Source organism: Vibrio splendidus (assembly GCF_002873455.1).
GTDB classification, from domain to species: Bacteria; Pseudomonadota; Gammaproteobacteria; order Enterobacterales; family Vibrionaceae; genus Vibrio; species Vibrio splendidus_J.
Genome location: NZ_MCUN01000010.1, coordinates 302,276 through 322,649, shown reverse-complemented (window position 1 = coordinate 322,649; position 20,374 = coordinate 302,276). Strand labels below are relative to the sequence as shown.

At 42.3% G+C, this 20,374-nt stretch carries 20 protein-coding genes; 4 read left to right on the top strand and 16 right to left on the bottom strand.

Translation table 11 applies throughout. The features are described 5' to 3' along the window. Positions 1 to 174: 174 nt before the first annotated feature. From BCU75_RS10520 to BCU75_RS10510, 3 genes are all read right to left on the bottom strand, one after another. Positions 175 to 1,263 (bottom strand): alkene reductase, encoded by a 1,089-nt coding sequence (locus BCU75_RS10520; RefSeq protein WP_102473798.1) that lies wholly within the window; start codon positions 1,261 to 1,263, stop codon positions 175 to 177. 52 nt (positions 1,264 to 1,315) lie between these two features. Next, complete coding sequence (locus tag BCU75_RS10515) at positions 1,316 to 2,524, bottom strand: MFS transporter (protein WP_102473797.1); 1,209 nt, start codon at positions 2,522 to 2,524, stop codon at positions 1,316 to 1,318. Between the two features lie 83 nt (positions 2,525 to 2,607). Then, positions 2,608 to 3,291, bottom strand: a complete 684-nt coding sequence (locus tag BCU75_RS10510) for an SDR family oxidoreductase (protein WP_102473796.1) — start codon at positions 3,289 to 3,291, stop codon at positions 2,608 to 2,610. A gap of 160 nt (positions 3,292 to 3,451) precedes the next feature. Here BCU75_RS10510 and BCU75_RS10505 point away from each other — a divergent pair, with 160 nt between their 5' ends. Continuing rightward, on the top strand, positions 3,452 to 4,381 hold the full coding sequence (locus BCU75_RS10505; RefSeq protein WP_076674641.1) for a LysR family transcriptional regulator: 930 nt from the start codon (positions 3,452 to 3,454) through the stop codon (positions 4,379 to 4,381). 155 nt (positions 4,382 to 4,536) lie between these two features. On the opposite strand, the gene BCU75_RS10500 is transcribed toward BCU75_RS10505, so the two are convergent. The 9 genes from BCU75_RS10500 to BCU75_RS10460 form a co-directional block, all read right to left on the bottom strand. Beyond that, complete coding sequence (locus tag BCU75_RS10500) at positions 4,537 to 4,917, bottom strand: hypothetical protein (RefSeq protein ID WP_102473795.1); 381 nt, start codon at positions 4,915 to 4,917, stop codon at positions 4,537 to 4,539. Positions 4,918 to 5,013: 96 nt separating this feature from the next. Next, the gene (locus BCU75_RS10495) at positions 5,014 to 5,553 is read right to left on the bottom strand and encodes a phosphatase PAP2 family protein (protein ID WP_102473794.1); all 540 of its coding nucleotides are present in this window, start codon (positions 5,551 to 5,553) and stop codon (positions 5,014 to 5,016) included. Continuing rightward, a complete protein-coding gene (locus tag BCU75_RS10490) occupies positions 5,546 to 5,893 on the bottom strand; it encodes a hypothetical protein (protein WP_102473793.1) in 348 nt (115 codons plus the stop codon). The genes BCU75_RS10495 and BCU75_RS10490 overlap by 8 nt, the downstream gene beginning before the upstream one ends. 3 nt (positions 5,894 to 5,896) lie before the next feature. Beyond that, on the bottom strand, positions 5,897 to 6,529 hold the full coding sequence (locus BCU75_RS10485; RefSeq protein WP_102473792.1) for a disulfide bond formation protein DsbA: 633 nt from the start codon (positions 6,527 to 6,529) through the stop codon (positions 5,897 to 5,899). Between the two features lie 86 nt (positions 6,530 to 6,615). Next, positions 6,616 to 7,779: a YadA C-terminal domain-containing protein gene (locus BCU75_RS10480; protein WP_102473791.1), complete on the bottom strand. Its 1,164-nt coding sequence runs from the start codon at positions 7,777 to 7,779 to the stop codon at positions 6,616 to 6,618. A gap of 80 nt (positions 7,780 to 7,859) precedes the next feature. Next, complete coding sequence (locus BCU75_RS10475) at positions 7,860 to 8,708, bottom strand: hypothetical protein (protein ID WP_102473790.1); 849 nt, start codon at positions 8,706 to 8,708, stop codon at positions 7,860 to 7,862. A 231-nt stretch (positions 8,709 to 8,939) separates the two neighbouring features. Further along, a complete protein-coding gene (locus BCU75_RS10470) occupies positions 8,940 to 9,764 on the bottom strand; it encodes a hypothetical protein (RefSeq protein WP_102473789.1) in 825 nt (274 codons plus the stop codon). A 59-nt stretch (positions 9,765 to 9,823) separates the two neighbouring features. Beyond that, on the bottom strand, positions 9,824 to 11,092 hold the full coding sequence (locus tag BCU75_RS10465) for a serine hydrolase domain-containing protein (protein WP_102473788.1): 1,269 nt from the start codon (positions 11,090 to 11,092) through the stop codon (positions 9,824 to 9,826). A 246-nt stretch (positions 11,093 to 11,338) separates the two neighbouring features. Next, positions 11,339 to 12,256, bottom strand: a complete 918-nt coding sequence (locus BCU75_RS10460; RefSeq protein ID WP_102473787.1) for a cation transporter — start codon at positions 12,254 to 12,256, stop codon at positions 11,339 to 11,341. A 272-nt stretch (positions 12,257 to 12,528) separates the two neighbouring features. Here BCU75_RS10460 and BCU75_RS10455 point away from each other — a divergent pair, with 272 nt between their 5' ends. The 3 genes from BCU75_RS10455 to BCU75_RS10440 all read left to right on the top strand — a co-directional run bounded on the left by BCU75_RS10455 (position 12,529) and on the right by BCU75_RS10440 (position 15,535). Continuing rightward, complete coding sequence (locus BCU75_RS10455; protein WP_102465419.1) at positions 12,529 to 13,173, top strand: helix-turn-helix domain-containing protein; 645 nt, start codon at positions 12,529 to 12,531, stop codon at positions 13,171 to 13,173. Positions 13,174 to 13,587: 414 nt separating this feature from the next. Continuing rightward, positions 13,588 to 14,262 (top strand): response regulator transcription factor, encoded by a 675-nt coding sequence (locus BCU75_RS10445; RefSeq protein WP_076674670.1) that lies wholly within the window; start codon positions 13,588 to 13,590, stop codon positions 14,260 to 14,262. Next, the gene (locus BCU75_RS10440; RefSeq protein ID WP_102473785.1) at positions 14,246 to 15,535 is read left to right on the top strand and encodes a sensor histidine kinase; all 1,290 of its coding nucleotides are present in this window, start codon (positions 14,246 to 14,248) and stop codon (positions 15,533 to 15,535) included. Before BCU75_RS10445 ends, BCU75_RS10440 begins: the two co-directional genes overlap by 17 nt. Here BCU75_RS10440 and BCU75_RS10435 read toward each other — a convergent pair. From BCU75_RS10435 to nagE, 4 genes are all read right to left on the bottom strand, one after another. Then, on the bottom strand, positions 15,506 to 15,685 hold the full coding sequence (locus BCU75_RS10435; protein WP_102473784.1) for a type II toxin-antitoxin system Phd/YefM family antitoxin: 180 nt from the start codon (positions 15,683 to 15,685) through the stop codon (positions 15,506 to 15,508). The two genes, BCU75_RS10440 and BCU75_RS10435, sit on opposite strands and share 30 nt — an antisense overlap. 236 nt (positions 15,686 to 15,921) lie before the next feature. Then, the gene (locus BCU75_RS10430; RefSeq protein ID WP_102473783.1) at positions 15,922 to 17,100 is read right to left on the bottom strand and encodes a hypothetical protein; all 1,179 of its coding nucleotides are present in this window, start codon (positions 17,098 to 17,100) and stop codon (positions 15,922 to 15,924) included. 110 nt (positions 17,101 to 17,210) lie between these two features. Next, positions 17,211 to 18,548 carry a RelA/SpoT domain-containing protein gene (locus BCU75_RS10425; protein ID WP_241905375.1) on the bottom strand — a complete coding sequence of 446 codons (1,338 nt, stop codon included), beginning with the start codon at positions 18,546 to 18,548 and terminating at the stop codon, positions 17,211 to 17,213. Between the two features lie 252 nt (positions 18,549 to 18,800). Further along, complete coding sequence (gene nagE, locus BCU75_RS10420) at positions 18,801 to 20,279, bottom strand: N-acetylglucosamine-specific PTS transporter subunit IIBC (protein ID WP_076654126.1); 1,479 nt, start codon at positions 20,277 to 20,279, stop codon at positions 18,801 to 18,803. Positions 20,280 to 20,374 lie beyond the last annotated feature (95 nt).

Here is a 20,374-nt window from a genome sequence, read left to right as displayed (position 1 = left end):
TATCAATGCGCACAAGTGCATAATGGCTCATAAGTTAAATAATTAATCTTAAAATTAAACTAGATTGTGGTTTACCCCCTAAACTGCATAAGGCTCGCACTAGTCATGCGAGCCTTTCTTTTGCCTGTCGGAAATGTTTTTAGTGGTTAGAAACCATCATCTCCTCCAAATTCACTACAACGCTGGGTAATCGATATAGCCTTTTTCGTTGCCGCCGAACAGAGTCGCGCCATCAAGATCGGATAGTTCGCTGCCGTTTTGTAGGCGTGAAACTAGGTCTGGGTTAGCAACGAATGGGCGACCAAATGCGACGAGATCGGCGTAGCCTTTGCTTAACACTTCTTCGGCGCGCTCTGGTGTGTAACTGCCAGCAACGATGATGGTGTTTGAGAACAATTCTCTTAACTCCACACGGAAGCTCTCAGGTATCACCGGCGCGTCATCCCAATCGGCTTCTGATAGGTGCAGATAAGCGATATTACGAGCTTGCAGTTTCTTTGACGCCTCGAGAATCGTTGGCACGATGTCTGGGCAGTTCATGTCTTTGAAGGTGATGAAGGGAGCTAAACGTACGCCTACTTTGTCAGCACCAATCGCTTCAATTACCGCATCCACGACTTCAATTAGAAAGCGAAGTCGGTTCTCACGATTGCCACCATAGTTGTCGGTGCGCTTATTTGAATTGGTTCTTAGGAATTGATCGATGAGGTAACCATTACCACCGTGGATTTCCACTCCGTTGAACCCTGCCTCGACGGCTTTCTTCGCTGAGTTCGCAAAATCTTGAACCACACGATCGATGTCTGCTTGGTTCATCTCTCTTGGTTGGATGCAATCCACCATGTTGCCGTTACCATTTTCATCAGAGATCCAAACCTGAGTTTCTATTGGCGCTAATGCTGAAGGTGCAATCGGCAACTCGCCTTTTTGAAAGGTAGGGTGTGATACTCGACCCACGTGCCATAGCTGGCAGAATATCGCGGCACCTTGTTCTTTTGCGGCCGTGGTTACTGACTTCCAACCTTCGATTTGTGCATCGGTATAAACGCCGGGTGTGAATGAGTAACCTTGAGAGTCATCTGAAATCTGTGTGGCTTCAGTGATGATTAGCCCTGCACTTGCTCGTTGTTGGTAATAAGTCGCCATCATGTCGTTTGGCACATTGCCAGGTTGGCTAGTGCGAGCGCGAGTCATGGGTGCCATAACCACGCGGTTTTGCAGCGCTAGGCCTTTCAGTTCTGATGTTTCGAATAATTTGTTCATGGTGTCTACCTTGTGTCGGTCATGTGTTGATTGATTTAGCGTGCGGTGGTCACTATTTCGATTCCGCAGGGCTGAAGATCGAGTTGCTTTGTGGTTTTTCAGCTCGGTTGGCTTTCGCGATAAGCAGTAAACCAATAACAGGGACAACAACGGCTGCGAATGGAATCATTCCTGCACCTAACTGGCTGTCGAGTACCATGCCGCCAAGGAATCCACCGAAGGCATTAGCCAAGTTAAACGCTGAGATATTCGCAGTTGCTGCTAGCTCTTGTCCTTCGCCACCGTGGTTCATTACTCGAAGTTGCATGGCAGGAACGTTCGCAAATGATGCAATACCAAAGATAAATGCAGCTGCAACGAAGAGGATTTTGTTGTCTACCACCAGGCCAACCACAACTAATGAAACGATCATTGCGACAGCCCAAAACATTGAAGCTTTGCCTAGGTTTTTATCTGAAGAGCGTCCGCCCAAGGTGTTACCGATGATTAAGCCAACACCCACTATCACTAAGATCCAAGTTACGGATTCTTGACTGTAACCTGTGATGTGCATGGCGATTGGCGCAAGGTAGCCGTAAAGCGTCATGAAGCCAGACCAAGCAAAAGCGGTGATCGCTAAGCTGATCAGTAACATTGGATTTTTGAACGCTAGAAGCTGAGTTTTGATGTCTTTCGCTTCACTGTGACCAGTCGATTTAATCGAAGTCAGAATGGCAAGCATCGCGATAGTGCCAAGTGCTGCCACGGTAAAGAAAGTGGTATGCCAGCCGAATTGCAAGCTGACCCACGTACCAGCTGGAACGCCAAGAACGTTAGCGAGTGTTAAGCCTGCGAACATTTGGCCAACGGCACGACCTGCCATTTTTTCAGACACTAAGTTGGTTGCAACAACTGCACCTATGCCATAAAAAGGACCTTGAACTAAGCCTGCGATAACGCGACTTGCCAGCAGCAATGGGTAGCTCGGCGCTAAGGCTGACAACACGTTACCGATGATGAACAGTGCCATTAAGCCAATCAGTACGATCTTCTTGTTAAAGCGAGCAAGGTAGATGGTTAAGATCGGGCCGCCGATAACGATAGCCAACGCGTAGGCACTGATTAGGTAGCCAGCTTGACCTTCGGTGATCGAAAGGGATGTGGCGATTTGTGGAAGGATGCCTGCGATAACAAACTCAGCCGTGCCGATTGCAAACGCTGCGAGTGTCAGTATCCAAACTTGGAATGGGATCTTTTCTTTATGGATCGCTTCTGATTTCATAGTGAAGTACCTGTGTTAATTCTTGTTTGTTAGGACGCTTAGATACACGCCCTAACGATTGTTCTTTGCTTCTTTGCGGAGTGTTAGCCGAGTAGAGCGCCGCCGTCGATATCGATGATTGACCCTGTGACGTACGGGTTATTTATCGCGAACAGGTAACCCATGGCTATCTCTGAAGGCTCGCCAACCTTGCCTGCGGGTAGGTTATTTTTAGCGTTGTCGTACATGTTTACACGAGCGGAATCGTCCATGTTCTTATACGCTTCTGTCATGGTTAAGCCGGGGCTCACTGCGTTGACTCGAATCGGTGACAGTTCTTTGGCAAGCACTTTAGTTACGCTCTCTAGTGCGGCATTAATCGCGGTTTTTACGTAAGTACCAGCAACCACTTTGCGTGACAGCATGCCCGTGGTGAAAGTGATTGAGCCATTTGATGTCATGTAACGCGCAGCATGTTTCGCAACGTTTAGGCTTCCCCAAAACTTGGTGTCAAAGGCTGTCTTAGCGTCTGCGGTTGCTACGTCTGTTACTTTTCCTGCGGGAGCGGATGAGCCAGCCGTTACGATTAAGTGGTCAAACACGCCAATCGATTCGAAGTATTCACAAATCGACTTTTCATCGGTGATATCTACGCCTGTGTGTCGGCTGGCAATGTGTACCGTGTTGTCTTCGTTTCTCAATTGCATTGCCAATGCTTTTCCGATGCCTGATGTTCCACCGATGATGACGAATGTACGTTTCTCTTGTTTTGAATGCTCAATTTGCATATTCCGAATTCCTGCGTTGTTCTGCTGATGGTTGTTATTATATTTGTTCGACTAAATTTGATAATTGACTAAAATATGAATTCATTATTCGGTTAATATGAATAATGTGGCTAGGCATTAAGATCGAGCAGTAAGACGAAGGGGCGGAAGCGCGAAGAGTATGGATAAGTTTTCAGATATGGCGATGTTCGTAAGCATCGTGAAGCATCAAGGTTTAGCCGCTGCAGGGCGCGAACTGGGTCTCTCCCCTGCAACCATGACAGCAAGGCTTCAGGCGCTGGAAGAACGATATGGCGTGAAGCTACTAAACAGAAGTACAAGGCACGTTTCTTTGACCGATTCGGGGGAGCTGTACCACAAGGCGTGCCTGGAGATATTAGATAACGTAAGTGAGGCTGAAAACCTGATTCAAAACGGTGTCAAAGAGGTCAAAGGCCCCTTAAAAATAGCGGCGCCGAAGGATATCGGTAAGCAGTACATTCTTCCGATACTGTCTGAATTCTGTCAGCAATACCCCGATGTTATCCCTTACTTATATTTGGACGATCACTTATCGAATATTGCCGAATCGGGTTTGGACATTGTGATCCGCTATGGAGACTTAGTGGACAGCAGCCTTATCTCCAGACGCTTATCGCCAAGCCGACGAGTGTTGTGTGCCTCACCGGAATATCTTGCCAAGCATGGAACGCCTTTAAAGCCACAAGACTTAGCAGAACATGACTGTTTAGCCATGCTCCGCAGCAATGAAGAACTCAAAACTTGGCACTTCCAAGATCATGACATGAAGAAGGCTGTCACGGTCGTACCTAAGCGGTTCTCGGATGATGGCGAAGTGATTCGATACTGGGCATTAAAAGGCGAGGGTATTGCGCTTAAATCAGTGTTGGATGTGCAAGACGATATCAATAACCAGCGCCTCGTGACGTTACTTAACGGCTACATGAAGAACTTCAATACCGCGATGTCGGTGTCCAGTGCCGATTTGAATGTGGTGTACATCAGCAAGAAGTATCAGCCAAAACGTATCCGGCTGTTTCTGGATTTTCTGTTTGAAAGGTTTAGTGGCTTGATCGAGAAGTCAGAGTAGTTTCTATTGAGATATTCTAAAATACCGATGGTATAAAAAGTCCATTCAAACTAGGGAATGAATGCTATGCCATCGGTGTTTAGGAAAGAAAACGTTGAATCATCATCTCTAGCTACCACTGAAAAGATCAACTCGACAACTGGTTTAATATATACCTAGGCGTTTGGTACCACTCTGAGTTTCTTTTCGCCGTTGTAGTGAACTTCTTGCAGCTCTGCATCACCTAACTTGAACTGGCGAATTTGACCATCTTGAACAATTGTTGAGGAACGTCCTTTGGCGTTACGAATACGGATTTCTACACCATCGCGATAATCTGATACAACATCACCAATGATTGCACCTCCGACAACTCCGCCAAGAACTTCCCAAGCATCGCCGCCAGATATAGCCGTGCCAACACCCCCTATGACCGCTGCATCCCCTGCGCTATTATAACCTAGCTCTACCTGTTGAACTGAAGTGATGGTTACCCAATCTGCTAGAGTTGGAAGTGAAATAGATAGTGCTACGATAGTTACAACTTGTTTAAACATGGCGCTTTCCTAATTAATAATCTTGATAAAATGTGGTGAAACTTAGACAGATCAGTACCTGTATTTCGTTTGATTCCTAAGTCGCATTGGCCACCTTTAAAGTGAATATGAAAAGTTGATACCTTGAGCATCTGTGTTACCAAATCGAGCGGGTTCGATGGATAAATTTGGATCTTTATATTCAGACGTAACTAAATAACTCACGGTAATGGCCAGTGCTGCACCCGCTATAACGTCAGTTTCCCAGTGCTTCGTGTTTTTTACTCTTGAGTAACCAACGTATGAAGCCGCTAGGTAACCTGGTATGCCATATTTAAGGCCATAACGATGATGCAAGAAGGCTGCTCCACTAAAAGCTGCGGATGTGTGGCCTGATGGAAACGATTGATAATTAGAGCCATTAGGTCTCAGAACTCCGGTTGTGTTCTTTAGCAAATGAGTGACTCCCGCAGTAATCGCGATGCCTTTAGTTGCCTGCCAAAACCCTTCTTTGTCGTCATGGCCAATGGTGGCGCCAATAGCCACTAACGGAATTGCTATTTGTCCTATGTCCCCCCAATCTTCGCTGTTCAATGAATTAGCATGAGATAAGCTAGGCATTAGAATTGCGGCAGTGAGCATGGCTCTTTTAAACATTTTGCATCGCCTCTATTTCTTTGCTTTTCTTAGCCCATCGAGATAGCTTTTTATTCGAAATAGCTTGGATCATTTCTTCTATCTGGTGCGAGTTCGTTATGCCATTGGCTGCCATCTGTAGAAAAATGATATCGAGTGAGACGTTGATTACGTCAATCGCTTCTCCAACCACCCCGTCGACACCGCCTTTTGCTTTTGGCAAGTGACCTTTAGTGACCTGTATTTCTATAGCCAACTCGCCAACTTCCTCCACAAGTTTTGCTAAATCAAACTCTAAAGTACGAGTGACTCCTGTCGTCCCAAATAATGCTGATTGAGCCAACTTTTGTTCAATAAACATGACTTATACCTCCAACAGGTAGTTAAGTAGCGACTCAAGTTCAGGAAAGCTATTAAGGGCTTGAAGGTTAACTTGCTTGTTTCCGTTTACGACAATAGTTGGCGTATGTTTGACGTCGTATTCATGGGCTATTTGATCGAGTTGTTCGGCTTGCTCCGTTAATTGAGAGCAGCGCTTACGGTAGTCGCTAGCATTGCCGCCCGTCTGTTCAAGAAGTAGGGCTAAATCTTCACGAGTTCGTGGGTTGTTTGCTTGTTGCATATGTATCTTTGCCAGAAGAGCAATCGTGAATTTTTCTTCTAATCCCTGATTTTTAGCGGCGATTACACACTCTTGAATATCTCGACCAAAGCTCCCTATGTTCATGGGAACGTCAATAAATTTGGCGTTGGCGCGCTTAGTCATCATTTGAATTGGCGAGTGAACAAGGGCGCAAGGGCGGCAAAAAGTCGTATAGAAGATTTTAACCTCGGGTTCGCTGCTTTTTGGGTGATCAAGAGTGATGTAGTGACTACCATTAATGAACTCTGTACCAGCAAAAGCTTTTGGCATGTGTTTAATACTAACGACGGTAAGAACGGCAATAAGAGAGAAAAAGCCGAGCGCAGATAGATGCACTTGTTTAGTAAATATCATGGATGATCTCATTGTTATAAGAAGGCCACGAGTGGCCTTTGATTAGGACAATAAACACCATCCATGGCACTTTAGGTATCGAGTGGTTAGAAGATGTACTGTGCGCCAACGCCAGCAGATAGTTGGTCGTTAGAAACCTTACCTTTTGTTTCGTAGTTGACACTCATCGTGCCTGACCAGTTGTCTGAGATTTGGTAAGCGCCACCGATAGCGATAGCTTGTTTTGAACCCGCAGCACCCATACCTACACCCATACCAAATTGGCCAGCAGAATTAAGAACAGGGCGTGCGTTTGTGATTGCGTGAGAAGAAGCAACAACACCATCCATGCGGTCTTCAAGAACTAGCATCTTGTTACCCATTGCTTGCATGTCTTTCTCAAGAGAACCGATACGGGATTCATGGTTAGCTAGTTTTGCATCAGTCGCTGTAGCGTAAGCAGAAGCTTCGTTGTAAGCAGCGGCACCTGCAGTTCCGATTCGTTTGTCTACTTCTTTAGAAATAGCGTTAGCTGCGTCATCAATGATTTTTTCTGCGTGCTCTACATCACCAGAAGGATCATTGCTTGGGTTAAGTGGTTCATCAACGTTTGGTGGAGTGATAGGCTCCATGTCGTTATCAACAACCTTTGCATCAACAATTTTTCCGTTTGTATCTGTATAGATAATGTGTTGATTGCCATCATTGTCAGTGTGAACTTGGTATGTCTCACCAGTGCGAGGGTCAGTAATCACACCTGACTTGCCATCACGATCAATCTTGCCTACTTTCTGGTTGCCGCTGTAAATGCCGCCATTTTCTTTAACAACAAGGTTGTCGTTGGCTACTGCATCTTTAATAGCGTGAGATACTTCACTTTCTGAGACGCTAATTTCTTTGCGTTCTGGAAGCGGAGCAGGGTTATAGTCATCAACGATTTTAATATCAACACCATTTGTATCGTTATCGCCAAAGTGTACTTTTCCAGAGCCGTTTTTATCTAGGTCAATCTGATAGCCGTTTTTGCCTTCTTTATCTCGCTTGGTGATAGTAATGCCACCATTATCACCGTCAACAGCGTCACCGATGTAGTTACCGTCAGCATCTTCTAGACGATATGTACCTGCGCCTGTTTCAGTAATTTTTACTGTGTCCATATACTCAGCAACTTTAGTGCCGCTTACTTCATATCCTTGGATTGGATTAACATTAGCCATTGCAGGAGCAGCGAATACAGAAGCAAGAGTTAGAGTTAGAATTGTCTTTTTCATGGGTTTTACACCTAATTTAATTTGTTTGGTTTCGTTTGAAAGGTGGAAATCCGTTTCCCATGAGCATCCATTAAATCGTTTTAGAAGCTGAACTTAGCGCCTAGCTTGATTTGGTTATCTTTACTATCGTGGTTGTGTGCGTACTGAACATAAGGAGCAACACCGCTGTAAGAAGTAAGCGTTGCTTTCACTTCACTGGTCCAAGAAGAGTTAGATGTACCCAACTTGTCTACGTCTAATGGTGTCGTGTCAGCAAACTTATCGAAGTCATTCAGAGCATCGTTAATCTTGCGAATATCTTTGTTGAGTTGAGTCTTATGAATGGCTTTAGCAGTAAGAGTTACAGCATCAAAGTGGTAACCAATAAGAAGATCGGTACGACCAATGCGGCTTGTTTCGCTTACCAGGTCATCTGAAACCACTTTTCCAGCAGACTTAGGTCCAGTCGCGGTGAGTTTGTTTTTTGAAGTATCCATCTCTATGCGGTAGCGAACAGAAGTGAAGAACTCGCCGAAGTTAGCGCCAGTTTCCAGACCTGCTTTCATAACGTTTGAGTTTGGAATGTTTAAGTGAAGTTGGTCATAACGATTTTTGATTGGGTCAAGGTTAGCGAATTTACCTGTAGATGCTTTATAGCCATCCTCAGACTCAATTACGTACCCCATTTGTGGTTTTAGATAGAAGTTAGAACCCAATTCAAACTTGTATGCCACACCTAAATCTAAGTCTTTGTCAGTAGTTACTTCCGCATCAAAATCTAGATTTTCAATTGGAGAGTAACCAATCACCACGCCTTGTGTTGCTTTGTCTGCGTTTGCGAAATCTTTGTTAGTTGTACGGTCCCCATAAATATCGACGGTAACTTCTGCGAATACTGATGATGCTGCCAGTGATGCTAGAACAGCTGTTGTTATTGCTAGTTTTTTCATTGGATGTTCCTAATTGATTCAAATTTGAAAAAACCATCCTTGGGCTGCATCACAAATGGCGGCAATCCTACCTGTGGTTTCATTTGTGATCTCTTGGTGCGAACTATACTCACGATGTGATCATTTGTGAAGTGTTATTTTTAAATAAAATCAAATAAGTTTGTTTTTTAGTTAAAAAAAAGCCCTAACAGAGAATGTTAGGGCTTTTCGGTTTCATATTTGATTCATTGATTAGAAGTAATAGCTGAAATTGAACGATGTATTGTCTTCTTTTTTATTTAAGAAAGAACTGTATTCATACTTAACTCCTAAGCTCGATCTGTCGGTTAGCATATAGCCTGCACCGACTTCAATTTCATTATTCCATTCTTTAAGGTGCTGTACATAAGTACTTTTAGGGTTCGCATACAACCAATGACCAGCGTCAAAACCGTACATTGCGTAGATTCCGGGCTGTGCAACAATTGAGTCCATTTTGACTTTTTCATTAGTGCTGGAGTTTGTTGCAAACACTTTACCAACCGAAAGCATTGGAGCGACAATGATGTTAGGGGTCACGTTGAATTTGTGAAGATAACCAGCCAGTAATCCTAATGATTTCGTGCTTTTACCATTGCTGCCGATAACATCTAGTGATACCCCATCTCCCGCATCAGACACTTTGAAGTAGCGTATGCGATAATCCACGATATTCTTTTTGGTGTTTTTACCTATTTCGGCAGAACCGATATTGCCGTCATCATCACCGTATACACCGGATAATTTGTAAGACTCTTTATCGCGGCTAAAACCTACACCTTTATAAGACGCAGTGGGGTCGCCATAGTTAACCTGCTGAGTGGCGCTGTTTGCTCCGTCATAGCTGTCCATTGAGCCGCCAAGCACGTCTTGCGAATTCCGACTGCTTTCATCGTCTATAGTGTGTTCCGCGACAATGACGACTTCCCCGCTTTCTTCATCTAGATATGCCGCCTCGGTATTGGCTGAATGACCTAAGGCGATAGCGAAAGCCGAGAATGAGATAGCAGCGTAAAATTTAGCGCTTTGAGTTTTCATAAATCTGTTTCCACATTGACAAAGCCGCCTAAGCGGCCTCTAAGTTGATTGGTTAAGCGTTACTTTAGTGCTGTAAGCAGAGTTGGTACGACATCGAGGAAGGTCATTGATACAGTGCGATGTGATTCACGCTCGTCTTGAGCCCCAGTCATCGCAAGAACGATACCTGTAGAAGGTTCACCGATAACCACTTGGCCGTGAATACCAACGAATGCTAGAAATTTGTGTCCATCAACGTTAAACGTGCGGATTTGGTCTTTGTACCATGCGTCAGCAACCATCTTGCTCTCTTTGCCTTTTGACCAAGCACTCTTCACATCGGCATTGCCTGTGATTAGGTTGTCGACGAATGTTTTAGGGACTATTTGTTCACCACGGCGGTTCTTACCGTCATTGACTAACACGTCCATCATGCGGGCAACGTCTCGGGTTGTTGCGTTTAAACCACCAGAGGCAACCGCCTCACCAACAGAGTTTGTTTGCATGTAAGCATTGCTTTCAAAGCCGACTTTTTTCCAAAGTTTTTCTTCCATAACTTCTGATGTGGTTTTATCTGTTACCGATGTGATTACCATTCCAAGCATCTCGGTGTTAACGCATTGATAGTCGTATGCTTCACCTGAATTAACGTCATCTCGTGCGCCAAGTAGAGCGCCGAATTCAGCGACAGTGGTGATTTCTGGGTAAGCATTTGCTCCGTTCCATTCTTGAACATTAGTCATGCGTTCATCCCATGATTTACCATTAATGCCTTTAACAAGAACACCAGAGCGCATATCGGCGACTTCTTGTACTGTAGCTTTAGCGTAAGCAGGTGAAGCTTTAAGCTCAGGAACGTATTCAGTGATGAGTGCATTCATATCGACTAGCCCATCGTTTGCCAGTGTTGCTAATGTCATAGAGGTAAATGACTTAGTGACACTCATCATTAAGTGTGAGTGATCTTTGTGCATACCAGACCAGTAATACTCATCGACTAATTGGCCGTTTTTAAGGATGACTAAAGATTCTTGATTTAGACGGTCTCGTAAAATGACAGACATTGGTTGTTCGCCGTCGAAGTCTTGCGCCGTCATACTATTTAAATCAAAACCAGAAGCTTGACCGATGTCGTGGGTGTATTCCCCCTTGGACAATTCCACATGGTGTGTAAAGCGGTACGCGTTTTTGATTGTTAGTTTTGCTGCTCTTCCACTATCCCAGTTTGCTTGTGTGATGCCTACTTGTGCTACTTTCTGAATGAATTCAACGTCAGGTTTGTGGACTTCTTTTGCATTAATTCCAAAAGTAAGTGCTGATAATGCAACTGCCAAGATTGTTTTTCTCATAAATGAAACCTCTCATGGTTGTTATGTTCATGTTTGCTCTCTATGGTTGGTAATATACACGATAAAAATCATTTGTGAACCTTTGCGAATGTGTTTTTGAGTTATTTTTGATTTTTATTTCTATTTTGGTGTCATTTGTGGTTGTTTTAATGTGTTTTGGTTTCATTTTTGGTTTCTAATGAGCAAAAAAAAGGCCAACAATAAGTTGGCCTGTTACATTTTAAGTCACGGAGGAAAAGCAAAAGGTTATGTAAGGATCATTTCAATATCAATAAAGGGGTAAGAGCTCACGAGTTCTTGATGTAGCTGAGTCTTTTTATTGATAAGAGTGCTTTGGTTATTTGGGTTGAGTTTAGTTAAGTCTAGACCTATGACTACAAGGTAACTTGAACCTGTTTTTGAGATATGTAGTGACGTTATGTGGTGTGTTTGGGCATCAAATTTGGATTCAACTTTAGACTTTATGTCTTCGTAGCTTTCAGTGTCCTGAAGTTTACCACCAGCCAATTCAACGAAAGCTTCTTTAATAATATTGATTGGTTGGGTAATCATCATGAGCGCTAAAGTAATCACAAGTATAGAGTCACCTATATATAGAAGAGGTGAAAATGTACTTGTTGGTTCTATGAATCCTATAACTACCAAGATTACACCTGTTGACGCGGATAGAATGCCATCAATGAAGGATGATTTTTGGTCGACTTTAAGCATTGAGCTGTTGCGGTTTATTCTTTTGTTCTGACGATGATAAAAGAATGACAACCCCCAACAGATCACGACCATGGCGATAGCGTAGTAAACAATAACCCCAGTTTTGATCGGTTCTATTTCTGCGCCTTGCCAATAACTTAAGACTTTCGAGCTGTTGCTGCTAATTGCTGATATCACGACTCCAAGGAGCAATAACCCTTTCATTAGAGAATACAGAGCTTCTGCGACGTATAGACCAAAAGGGAAGATATCGGATTTGTTTGATTTTATTTCTGTGATTTTTAAAGCAACGAGGGTAGTGATGAACAAAATGAAAGACATGTTCCCGTCTAGAAGTAATGCCTCGGAACCGGAAAGGTTAAAGGCCGCCCACCCTGAAATTGCCATAACTAAGTTAGCTATTACACCTATGATTAGTGCTCGTTTTTCAATGTGAGCAATGTGTTTTGTCATTCATTTACCCTGAAATCAAAATTGATTATTCACATTATCAATTGTTGAGCCTGTGGATCAAACTTGAATCTGAGTATTTCGACCTAGTCGAGGTCTGTAGGGCTATATTTTTGGCGGTAAAAAGCAGGACTTTAAAGGAAAAAATTGATGCAGCCAACATTGCTTCTTTAGCTTGTATATATGGCTTGAACGTAGGCACAAAAGAGACTATCGTTCACTTGGTTTCATTTTTGATTCATTTTTAAATATCACTCTCGAAAGGTACATCATAAATGCAAGAAAACTACCAAGATCGAATCGCGTCATTGATGAAAGAACGTGGCGAAAACAATGCGACTCTTGCAAAAGGTATTGGCAAAGGTAAAGCAACCATTGGACGTTATCTTTCTAGAGCGGAAAATAGAACTTATCCTAGTTTGGAAGAGCTAGAGGATATTGCTAAGTATTTAGAAGTTGAAGCTCATTGGTTGTGTTTTGGTATTGGGGAAAAGCATACCGATATTGAAACTATTAATAGTTTGAGTGATTCAGATGCGACGACGGTTAATGTTTATCGAAGAGGTGATGTGACGGAGTTTCTTGAGACAGGAAGCGCTCCTGTTTTTGATGTTATGCCGGTCAAAAAAGAACATGCTAACTGCTTTGCTGTTATCTACCCTGTTTTAGGTCATATTGGAAAGTCATGGGACTGTGCTGCTCTGATTGCTCGAGATCGACAGTGGGTGAATGACGATATCGTATTGGCAAGAATCGGTACTAATCCCATTCCTGAGTTTTTCACGCTAGTGAAAGTCGCGGATACAATCAATGTTTGGTACGGCGACGATACAAGTAAAAATCCAATTCAAGCGATCACCGAAGATGATATTGATGTAATAGGTGTTGCCTACTGGGGCACTTGGTCAAAAAGGTATTAGGCTCGGAAGCGTCCCTTTCTTGTAATATGGATAGTTTAAAGCATTTGAACTATCCCGCTGCTAAGCGGAAACTCATAGCTATCCCTGAAGGTAAACTAACCTTGCTTGTTTGCTTGTTTGCTTGTTTGCTTGTTTGCTTGTTTGCTGAACTGAACTTTCTGTTCGAAAGATTTAGTGGCTTGATCGAGAAACCTGGCAGAGATTAATTATTGTTAATCTATTGGAAATCAAACCTCAATGCAGGTGGATTTATATTGTCATTGAAGCTTTATTGATGAAATAAAGCTTCATTACCGAATTGCCGTTTACCCCCTAAACTGCATCTGGCTCGCATTAGTCACGCGAGCCTTTCTTTTTTCTGACGATAAATATTTTGTTTGCGATAAAATTTATCTTCGATAAAGAGGGCTATCAGTGAAAATACTAATCATCGAAGATGACACCACCACCAGAGAATTTATTGCCAAAGGCCTTGAAGAACATGGATATGCGGTCGACCAAGCGGAAGATGGCAAGAAAGGCCTGATGATGGCGTTGAGCTCTGAATATCAACTGGTTGTTCTTGATCGCATGCTGCCTTACTTGGATGGTATGAAGGTGCTTTCTGCCATTAAAGCCACAGAAGAAAACTTACCGGTTTTGATTTTAAGTGCCATGGACAGTGTGGAAGATCGCGTGAATGGCCTACAAGCGGGAAGTGATGATTATCTGATAAAGCCTTTTGCGCTCGCCGAGCTTATCGCAAGGGTTGATATCATTATTAATCGGACTAAACGTCAAAGCTCTAGCGATAACGGCCTCGCGTACGATTGCCTAAAAATAGATTTACGAGCACACCGTGTGATGTGCATGAATCAAGAACTTCAACTTCAGCCTAAAGAGTTTCAACTGATTCAGTATTTCGTGGAGCACAGCGAGCAAGTGGTATCAAGAATGCGCTTGTTTGAGGCGATTTGGAGTTACCACTTCGATCCGAAAACCAATGTCATCGATGTTCATGTTGCGAACCTGAGAAGGAAGCTTGAGGAAGCTGGATGCCCGGATCTACTTCATACGGTGAGAGGGGCAGGTTATGTCCTTCGTCGATGATTACTCCCTCACTCGTTCCTCGGTATTTAAAACCTTAGTTGGGTTGTTTGTGTTGGTGACGGTGATTAATGTCATCGTGATTAGGCAGGTATACAAAGACTCCGATGCTTTTCATCGAGAACAATTGGTCAAGCAACTGCAAGATGAATCTTCTGAATTTAGCTATGTCGCCAAACAGAGCAAAGCCGATGTTGAGAAGCTACTGGCCGCTAAACAGACCTCTGACACCAACTTTTACTATCATTTGGTAGAACGCTCAAATACCCCTGCCACTGTTCCTATTTACCCTGTGAGTTCTGTCGTATCAGAGACGGCTGATATTCCAGTCGGAAATACGCATCGTCTTGTTATCGGTATTGACCAAAGGGCGGTAGAAGAATACCGTAATACCCTGATTCCCATCGTCTTCTCTGGAATCGTATTACCGATCGCTGTGATGTTGATTGCGGCTCTGTTTTTCACAGTACTAATCTTAAAGCGCTTGGAAAGAGTCAACCAAGCGATGAATCGAGTGCTGTGTGGCGAACAACGCGTAAAAATCCCAGTATCTAAGCAAGATGATGAGTTCGATATTCTGGCGATCCATCTCAATTTCATGATTGAGCAGATGGCCAAAAATGAAGAGTCTTTAAAATCATTAACGGTCGGTATGGCACATGACATGCGCACTCCTATGGCTCGACTGAAATTGCGATTGGAAGAGGTGCTTTCAGACCCAACGCTGACCGAAGCACATCAAGACCAGTTTTCTGCTTGTCACGATGAGCTTGAGCTTATCTTGTCTCTGTTTAATAGCATGTTAGAGATCACCAAGTTAAATAGCGGCCAAACGCCGATTGCCACAGAGCGCGTGGGCCTTGGGAAAATAGCCCAAGATGCCATCGAATTCATCAGCCCTATCGCTGAGATGAAACAGCAAAAATTGGTTTGTCGTTTAGACCAAGAGTGCGAAGTATTAGGCGATAAAAGTCTACTGTTCAGGGCTGTTTTCAACTTGGTTGAAAATGCAGTGAAGTACACGCCTGAAAAGGGGGAAATTGAAGTGGTGGTTGATTACTTTGGTGTCACGGTGGCAGATAATGGCATTGGAATTTCAGACAGCGATAAGATGAATGTTTGTCGCCCTATGTTCCGTGCTGACAAAAGCCGAACTGAGCTTGGCAATGGACTTGGATTGTCTCTGGTTGATGCGGTAGTAAAGCGTCACCATGCTCATCTTATCTTAAGAGACAACACCCCCGGATTAAGAGCGCGCCTCTATTTTGAACGTTAACCTTAGGGAATGTTTGTAGCAGTCTAAAGAGATAACCACAGCATCTTCAGAATCACGATGTGTAATGGCTATTGAACTTGCATCATTAACGACACCATCCCAAACCGCCTTGAGACTATTTCTAACTTCAGTAAAAGATACGATTTTCATAAGAACCTCCACATGTACGAAATCAGAGGAGACATGACGAAGAAAGACACGAAAAATAGCTAACTGGTTGTTACGATTGCTATCGTAACCTTATCTTGGCCTCGCTCGCCTTGAGAAAAACCTCAAAGCGATGTGCCCTTCAAATTCAATCGTACAATTTACTTAATAAAGTGGCTTCGAGCTTGTTCAACGCTCGGGATTCAGTGTTGGCTGCGCAACACCTTAATCCTTATTTGTTAAATTTTTTCTATCAGCGCGTCTAAATGTTTATTAAACCGCTCACTCATTTGAGCTATCGTGCATAATTTCTCCTTTTGAATTTCACCTAATAGTATCTTTGCTGTTCTTTGCATTTGCATAATATCTGAAGGAGACAAAGGTGAATCCATTAGTCCAGCTTTAAACGCCTTTTTAAAGTGCCAATGATTGAGATATATGAATGAATAAAATTCATCTTCGTTTTCTGCTGCAAGCAACTGTTCAATAGGTAAATTTCGAAACTTAATCAATTTTTCTTTATAGCTTTCGGGTGTATTACACAACTTCTCATAACTGTCGAAATGAACAGAGTCATAACTTTCGACAACCTCACCTTTATGCTTATTTGTTCTAACACCAATATTCATTGGTGATATTTCACACTCCCACCACTTAGAAAACAATGATGGATATAAATCTAGCTCTAGCAAAGTATTAACCGAGTTAAATTCTTTCAACTCTCTATAGAATTTAATATCACACAAGATCCCATGCAAATTAGCATAACTTTCAGAAATAGCATCTAGTAGATTCATGGAAAAATTAAATATCAAAGAATATACATCAACAACTTCATTAAATGACTTACTTTTGTCTCTTGTTTGAAACTTAACTTTAAATAACCATCTTCTGCTGATGCCTAAACATTCATTTAATGCTGCATGTTCAAGATCCATGAATGCAATACTATGGAAAACCAATAAATCATGAAAAATATCACGAGTATTTTTCATGGCTAAGTCCCATGAATAATTACCGGGACTAGCAAGATCACCCATACCAATTTTAACTACATAGTTATGATTTGAACGAATACGGTAAAGACCTGTAAGTATTGATTCATTTGGAAATATGAGCGCTTGGTGTGCACTCATATCTCTTAATTTTTTTAGAATAATATAACTATCACTATTTTCAGCAATATAATCCTTGATTATTTTTTTCTGCCAGCTCGGAGCGTTTTTTTGAAGCGTTTCTACAAAAAATAGTAATGATCTAAGTGCATTGTTTAAATTTAAGATGAACAGTTTCGGGTTGTGATACGAAGAATCCAACGCATTCTGATTTTCAAAGACTATTTCAATATTTTGTACTAGTTCAGCATGCTCATTAGCCATTGACTCAAAAAATAGAGATTGTTTTTCTAACTCAAACACTACTTTGCCCTCAAAAAATTTAACGCTTTGCTAAGCGGCAATAAATAGCTGGCTAAAATTAGCGAAGAACGAGCAAAAGCCAGCTGTTTTTTGTCCGTTTAAGCAACTTGTTAGTTTTCAGTGTCTGGGCCTGTTTCCTCATCGGAACTTGGGTTAGATATTACTTTTTCAGCTAGTTTACCCGCTGAATTACCGCCTAAAATATTTGCGTTCATCGCAGCGATTTTAGCGGCTGAATTACCACCTAAAATATTAGCGTTCATTGCAGCGATTTTAGCGGCTGAATTGCTACCTAAAATACTAGCATTCATTTCAGCTAGTTTAGCCGCTGAATTACCGCCTAGAATATTAGCGTTCATTGCAGCGATTTTAGCAGCTGAATTGCCACCTAAAATACTAGCATTCATTTCAGCTAGTTTAGCCGCTGAATTACCGCCGAAAATATTAGCATTCATTGCCGCGATTTCAGCAGCTGAATTTACATTTATACTATTTGTACCTATTGCTTTTGCAATAAAACGTTCTGTAGCAGAAACATTATTTTCATTATATGTTCGAGTTTGAGAGTTAGCCCTTAATTTTTGGATCTCACTGCTTAGCTTATTGACCTTACTATCTTTGCTTTTACTCTTATTTTTCTCATTAGATAATTCAGATGCTAGCTCTTCTATCTTTGAAAGATGAAGTTCTTGCTCTCTATTGACCTCATCTATTTTAAGTTCTTGAATGGTAATTTCTGATGTTAAATTCCTAACAAATGATCCCATCTCATCAGCACTTCCTGCCATACGATTGAAAATAGTTAAAAAATAAGAAATTAATTCATTATTTGAAAAGTTTGGGTAACGTATTTTATGATCAATTTCACTCCAACCTTCTTCAAAAATTGTTCTGACTTGAATTTCAGAAAATACTTTTTTTAAAGTTGGTTGTGTAGATATAACATAATGAATAGAACGATAACCTACGGGATGATTTTTAACTTCACAAGAGTTGGCTTTATAGCTTTCAATAATTTCCCCTTCGTCACCTGAGCGAATGTATGCAACGGGAGCTTCTTCGGTTTTCCAATGTGCTAAAATATGCTCTTGAATATTCACCCATTCATATTTGAATAGATGAAGAACTCTGACTCCAATTAAATCTGTTATTATTTCTGTATAGTTTTCAGTATTGATTGTTAGATATTTTTCACTTCCAAGAACACGCTTTCGGACAATTTTTTCAATTAAATGCTCGGGATCTTTTACCCTCCACCTTACAGAGTGAACCTGTGGGCATTTTTGTAAAATTTTAGCTAAATAGCTTGCTGCGTCATCTAAGCTTGTGACTTTAACTGCATGATCTAATGCTATTGCCTTTAGATCATCAAACTCTATTGCAGCTTTCTCCCAATCCTCATGAGTAATTCGGTTATTTTCTAAAAACAACTCTAATGATAAGTCCACAATACTCAAAACTATCTCCTTTGAAAGCTAACATTTTAATATCGCGCAAGCACGAATCTATCCGCTTAACATATCAAGATTATTGCTTATAACCAACTGAATGCTATGCATATAATCTATAATCGTCCTAAATTTTAAGTGAGTAACCGTGCAAGCACACATTACCGCCTACAAAAAAGGCCAAAGCGAATGCTTTGGCCTCAGTGTATTAATGTGCACCGTAACGTGTGCAGTGTTTAAGTGGTGCTAGGTTTAACTCGGAAGTGGGACCGATGTTAGGTCTTGGCTTTCAGGAATCTGCTTCATTGCGTGCGCAATTTCTTCTGCTTCTGTCCCGATGATGACTTGTAGGTTGTTTGAACCAATCTTAACAACGCCCATTGCGCCAATCGCTTTCAGTGTCGCTTCTTCAACAAGGCTGATGTCTTCAAGTGTTAGACGTAATCGTGTGATGCATGAATCGATACTGGTTAGGTTGGCATGTCCACCAAGCGCTTTTAAGTATTGAGCGGCTTTTTCATTCGATGACGCTTGGTTTACTTCTGCGATTTCAGCATCTTCGCGGCCTGGTGTTTTTAAATCGAATTTTAGGATAGCGAATCGGAAAATGGAGTAGTAAATCGCAGCAAAACATAAGCCTTGGAGTACAAGCATGTATGGTTTAACGGCGAGTGGTAGGTTGTAAGACAACACGAAATCAATCAAACCACCACTGAAGGTGAAGCCTGCGATCCACTGCATGCTTGCTGCAAGGTAAAGTGAGATAGCGGCCAAGAACGCATGAATAACGTAAAGCACCGGTGCCACAAACATGAAGGCGAACTCAATGGGTTCTGTTACGCCGGTTAAAATAGCGGTTAGTGCTGAAGCACCTAGAATACCGCCAACTTTCTTTTTGTTTTCTGGTTTTGCACAGTGGTACATCGCTAAACAAGCGGCAGGTAATCCATAGCCCATTACTGGGAAGAAACCACCTTGATAGATACCCGTCACGCCAAGCTCACCCGTACCTGACCAGAACTTCGAAATATCGTTAATACCGACTAAATCAAAGATGAATACTTGGTTTAAGGCATGGTGCAAACCGACAGGAATTAGAAGTCGGTTAAAGAAGCCATAAAGCCCAGCTCCCACCGCACCCATTTCAGAAATTGCGATACCAAAGTTAACAAGTGCACCATAAACAACAGGCCACACATAAACCATGACCAAACTGATACCGATAGCGGCAATTGACGTCACTATCGGAACGAATCGTTTACCACCAAAGAAACCAAGAACGGCGGGCAGCTTAATGGTGTGGAAGCGGTTATAAAGTGAGGCTGCAACTATACCCATCACGATACCAGTAAACGCACTGACAGCTGCTTTCGATGCGATAAGCTCAGGTGCACCCATGTCAGCAACAGGCACGCCTGTAATTTGCGAAATAACATTCACATCACCGACAATCATCTCAATGATCAACAGACCTAATAGGCCGGAGAGTGCTGCGGCACCGTTATTATCTTTCGCTAAACCATAAGCGACACCAACGGCAAATAACCACGCTTGGTTATCCATGATGCCTTTACCGCCATAAACCAAAATGGTTGCCAGCGGGCTGTTGGCTCCCCAGCCTGTTGGGTCAATCGCATAACCTAACCCCAGCATTAAACCACCGGCCGGCAGCACCGCGATCGGCACCATCAGTGCTTTACCTATTTTTTGTAAGTATCCGAGTATATTCACTGTTCATTCTCTCTATATTTCGATTAATACTGGAAGCTTACTTGCACAAGGATTAAGGGCGGATTGTGCTTAGATTAACGATTATTAATGTAAGG

What these genes read in the sequence shown, in the direction of transcription:
- BCU75_RS10495 (WP_102473794.1), bottom strand. Translation starts at nt 5,553, where the DNA reads ATGTTTAAAAGAGCCATGCTCACTGCCGCAATTCTAATGCCTAGCTTA.
- BCU75_RS10505 (WP_076674641.1), top strand. Translation starts at nt 3,452, where the DNA reads ATGGATAAGTTTTCAGATATGGCGATGTTCGTAAGCATCGTGAAGCAT.
- BCU75_RS10440 (WP_102473785.1), top strand. Translation starts at nt 14,246, where the DNA reads ATGTCCTTCGTCGATGATTACTCCCTCACTCGTTCCTCGGTATTTAAA.
- BCU75_RS10470 (WP_102473789.1), bottom strand. Translation starts at nt 9,764, where the DNA reads ATGAAAACTCAAAGCGCTAAATTTTACGCTGCTATCTCATTCTCGGCT.
- BCU75_RS10490 (WP_102473793.1), bottom strand. Translation starts at nt 5,893, where the DNA reads ATGTTTATTGAACAAAAGTTGGCTCAATCAGCATTATTTGGGACGACA.
- BCU75_RS10515 (WP_102473797.1), bottom strand. Translation starts at nt 2,524, where the DNA reads ATGAAATCAGAAGCGATCCATAAAGAAAAGATCCCATTCCAAGTTTGG.
- BCU75_RS10465 (WP_102473788.1), bottom strand. Translation starts at nt 11,092, where the DNA reads ATGAGAAAAACAATCTTGGCAGTTGCATTATCAGCACTTACTTTTGGA.
- BCU75_RS10510 (WP_102473796.1), bottom strand. Translation starts at nt 3,291, where the DNA reads ATGCAAATTGAGCATTCAAAACAAGAGAAACGTACATTCGTCATCATC.
- BCU75_RS10480 (WP_102473791.1), bottom strand. Translation starts at nt 7,779, where the DNA reads ATGAAAAAGACAATTCTAACTCTAACTCTTGCTTCTGTATTCGCTGCT.
- BCU75_RS10475 (WP_102473790.1), bottom strand. Translation starts at nt 8,708, where the DNA reads ATGAAAAAACTAGCAATAACAACAGCTGTTCTAGCATCACTGGCAGCA.
- BCU75_RS10460 (WP_102473787.1), bottom strand. Translation starts at nt 12,256, where the DNA reads ATGACAAAACACATTGCTCACATTGAAAAACGAGCACTAATCATAGGT.
- BCU75_RS10435 (WP_102473784.1), bottom strand. Translation starts at nt 15,685, where the DNA reads ATGAAAATCGTATCTTTTACTGAAGTTAGAAATAGTCTCAAGGCGGTT.
- BCU75_RS10500 (WP_102473795.1), bottom strand. Translation starts at nt 4,917, where the DNA reads ATGTTTAAACAAGTTGTAACTATCGTAGCACTATCTATTTCACTTCCA.
- BCU75_RS10485 (WP_102473792.1), bottom strand. Translation starts at nt 6,529, where the DNA reads ATGATATTTACTAAACAAGTGCATCTATCTGCGCTCGGCTTTTTCTCT.
- BCU75_RS10520 (WP_102473798.1), bottom strand. Translation starts at nt 1,263, where the DNA reads ATGAACAAATTATTCGAAACATCAGAACTGAAAGGCCTAGCGCTGCAA.
- BCU75_RS10455 (WP_102465419.1), top strand. Translation starts at nt 12,529, where the DNA reads ATGCAAGAAAACTACCAAGATCGAATCGCGTCATTGATGAAAGAACGT.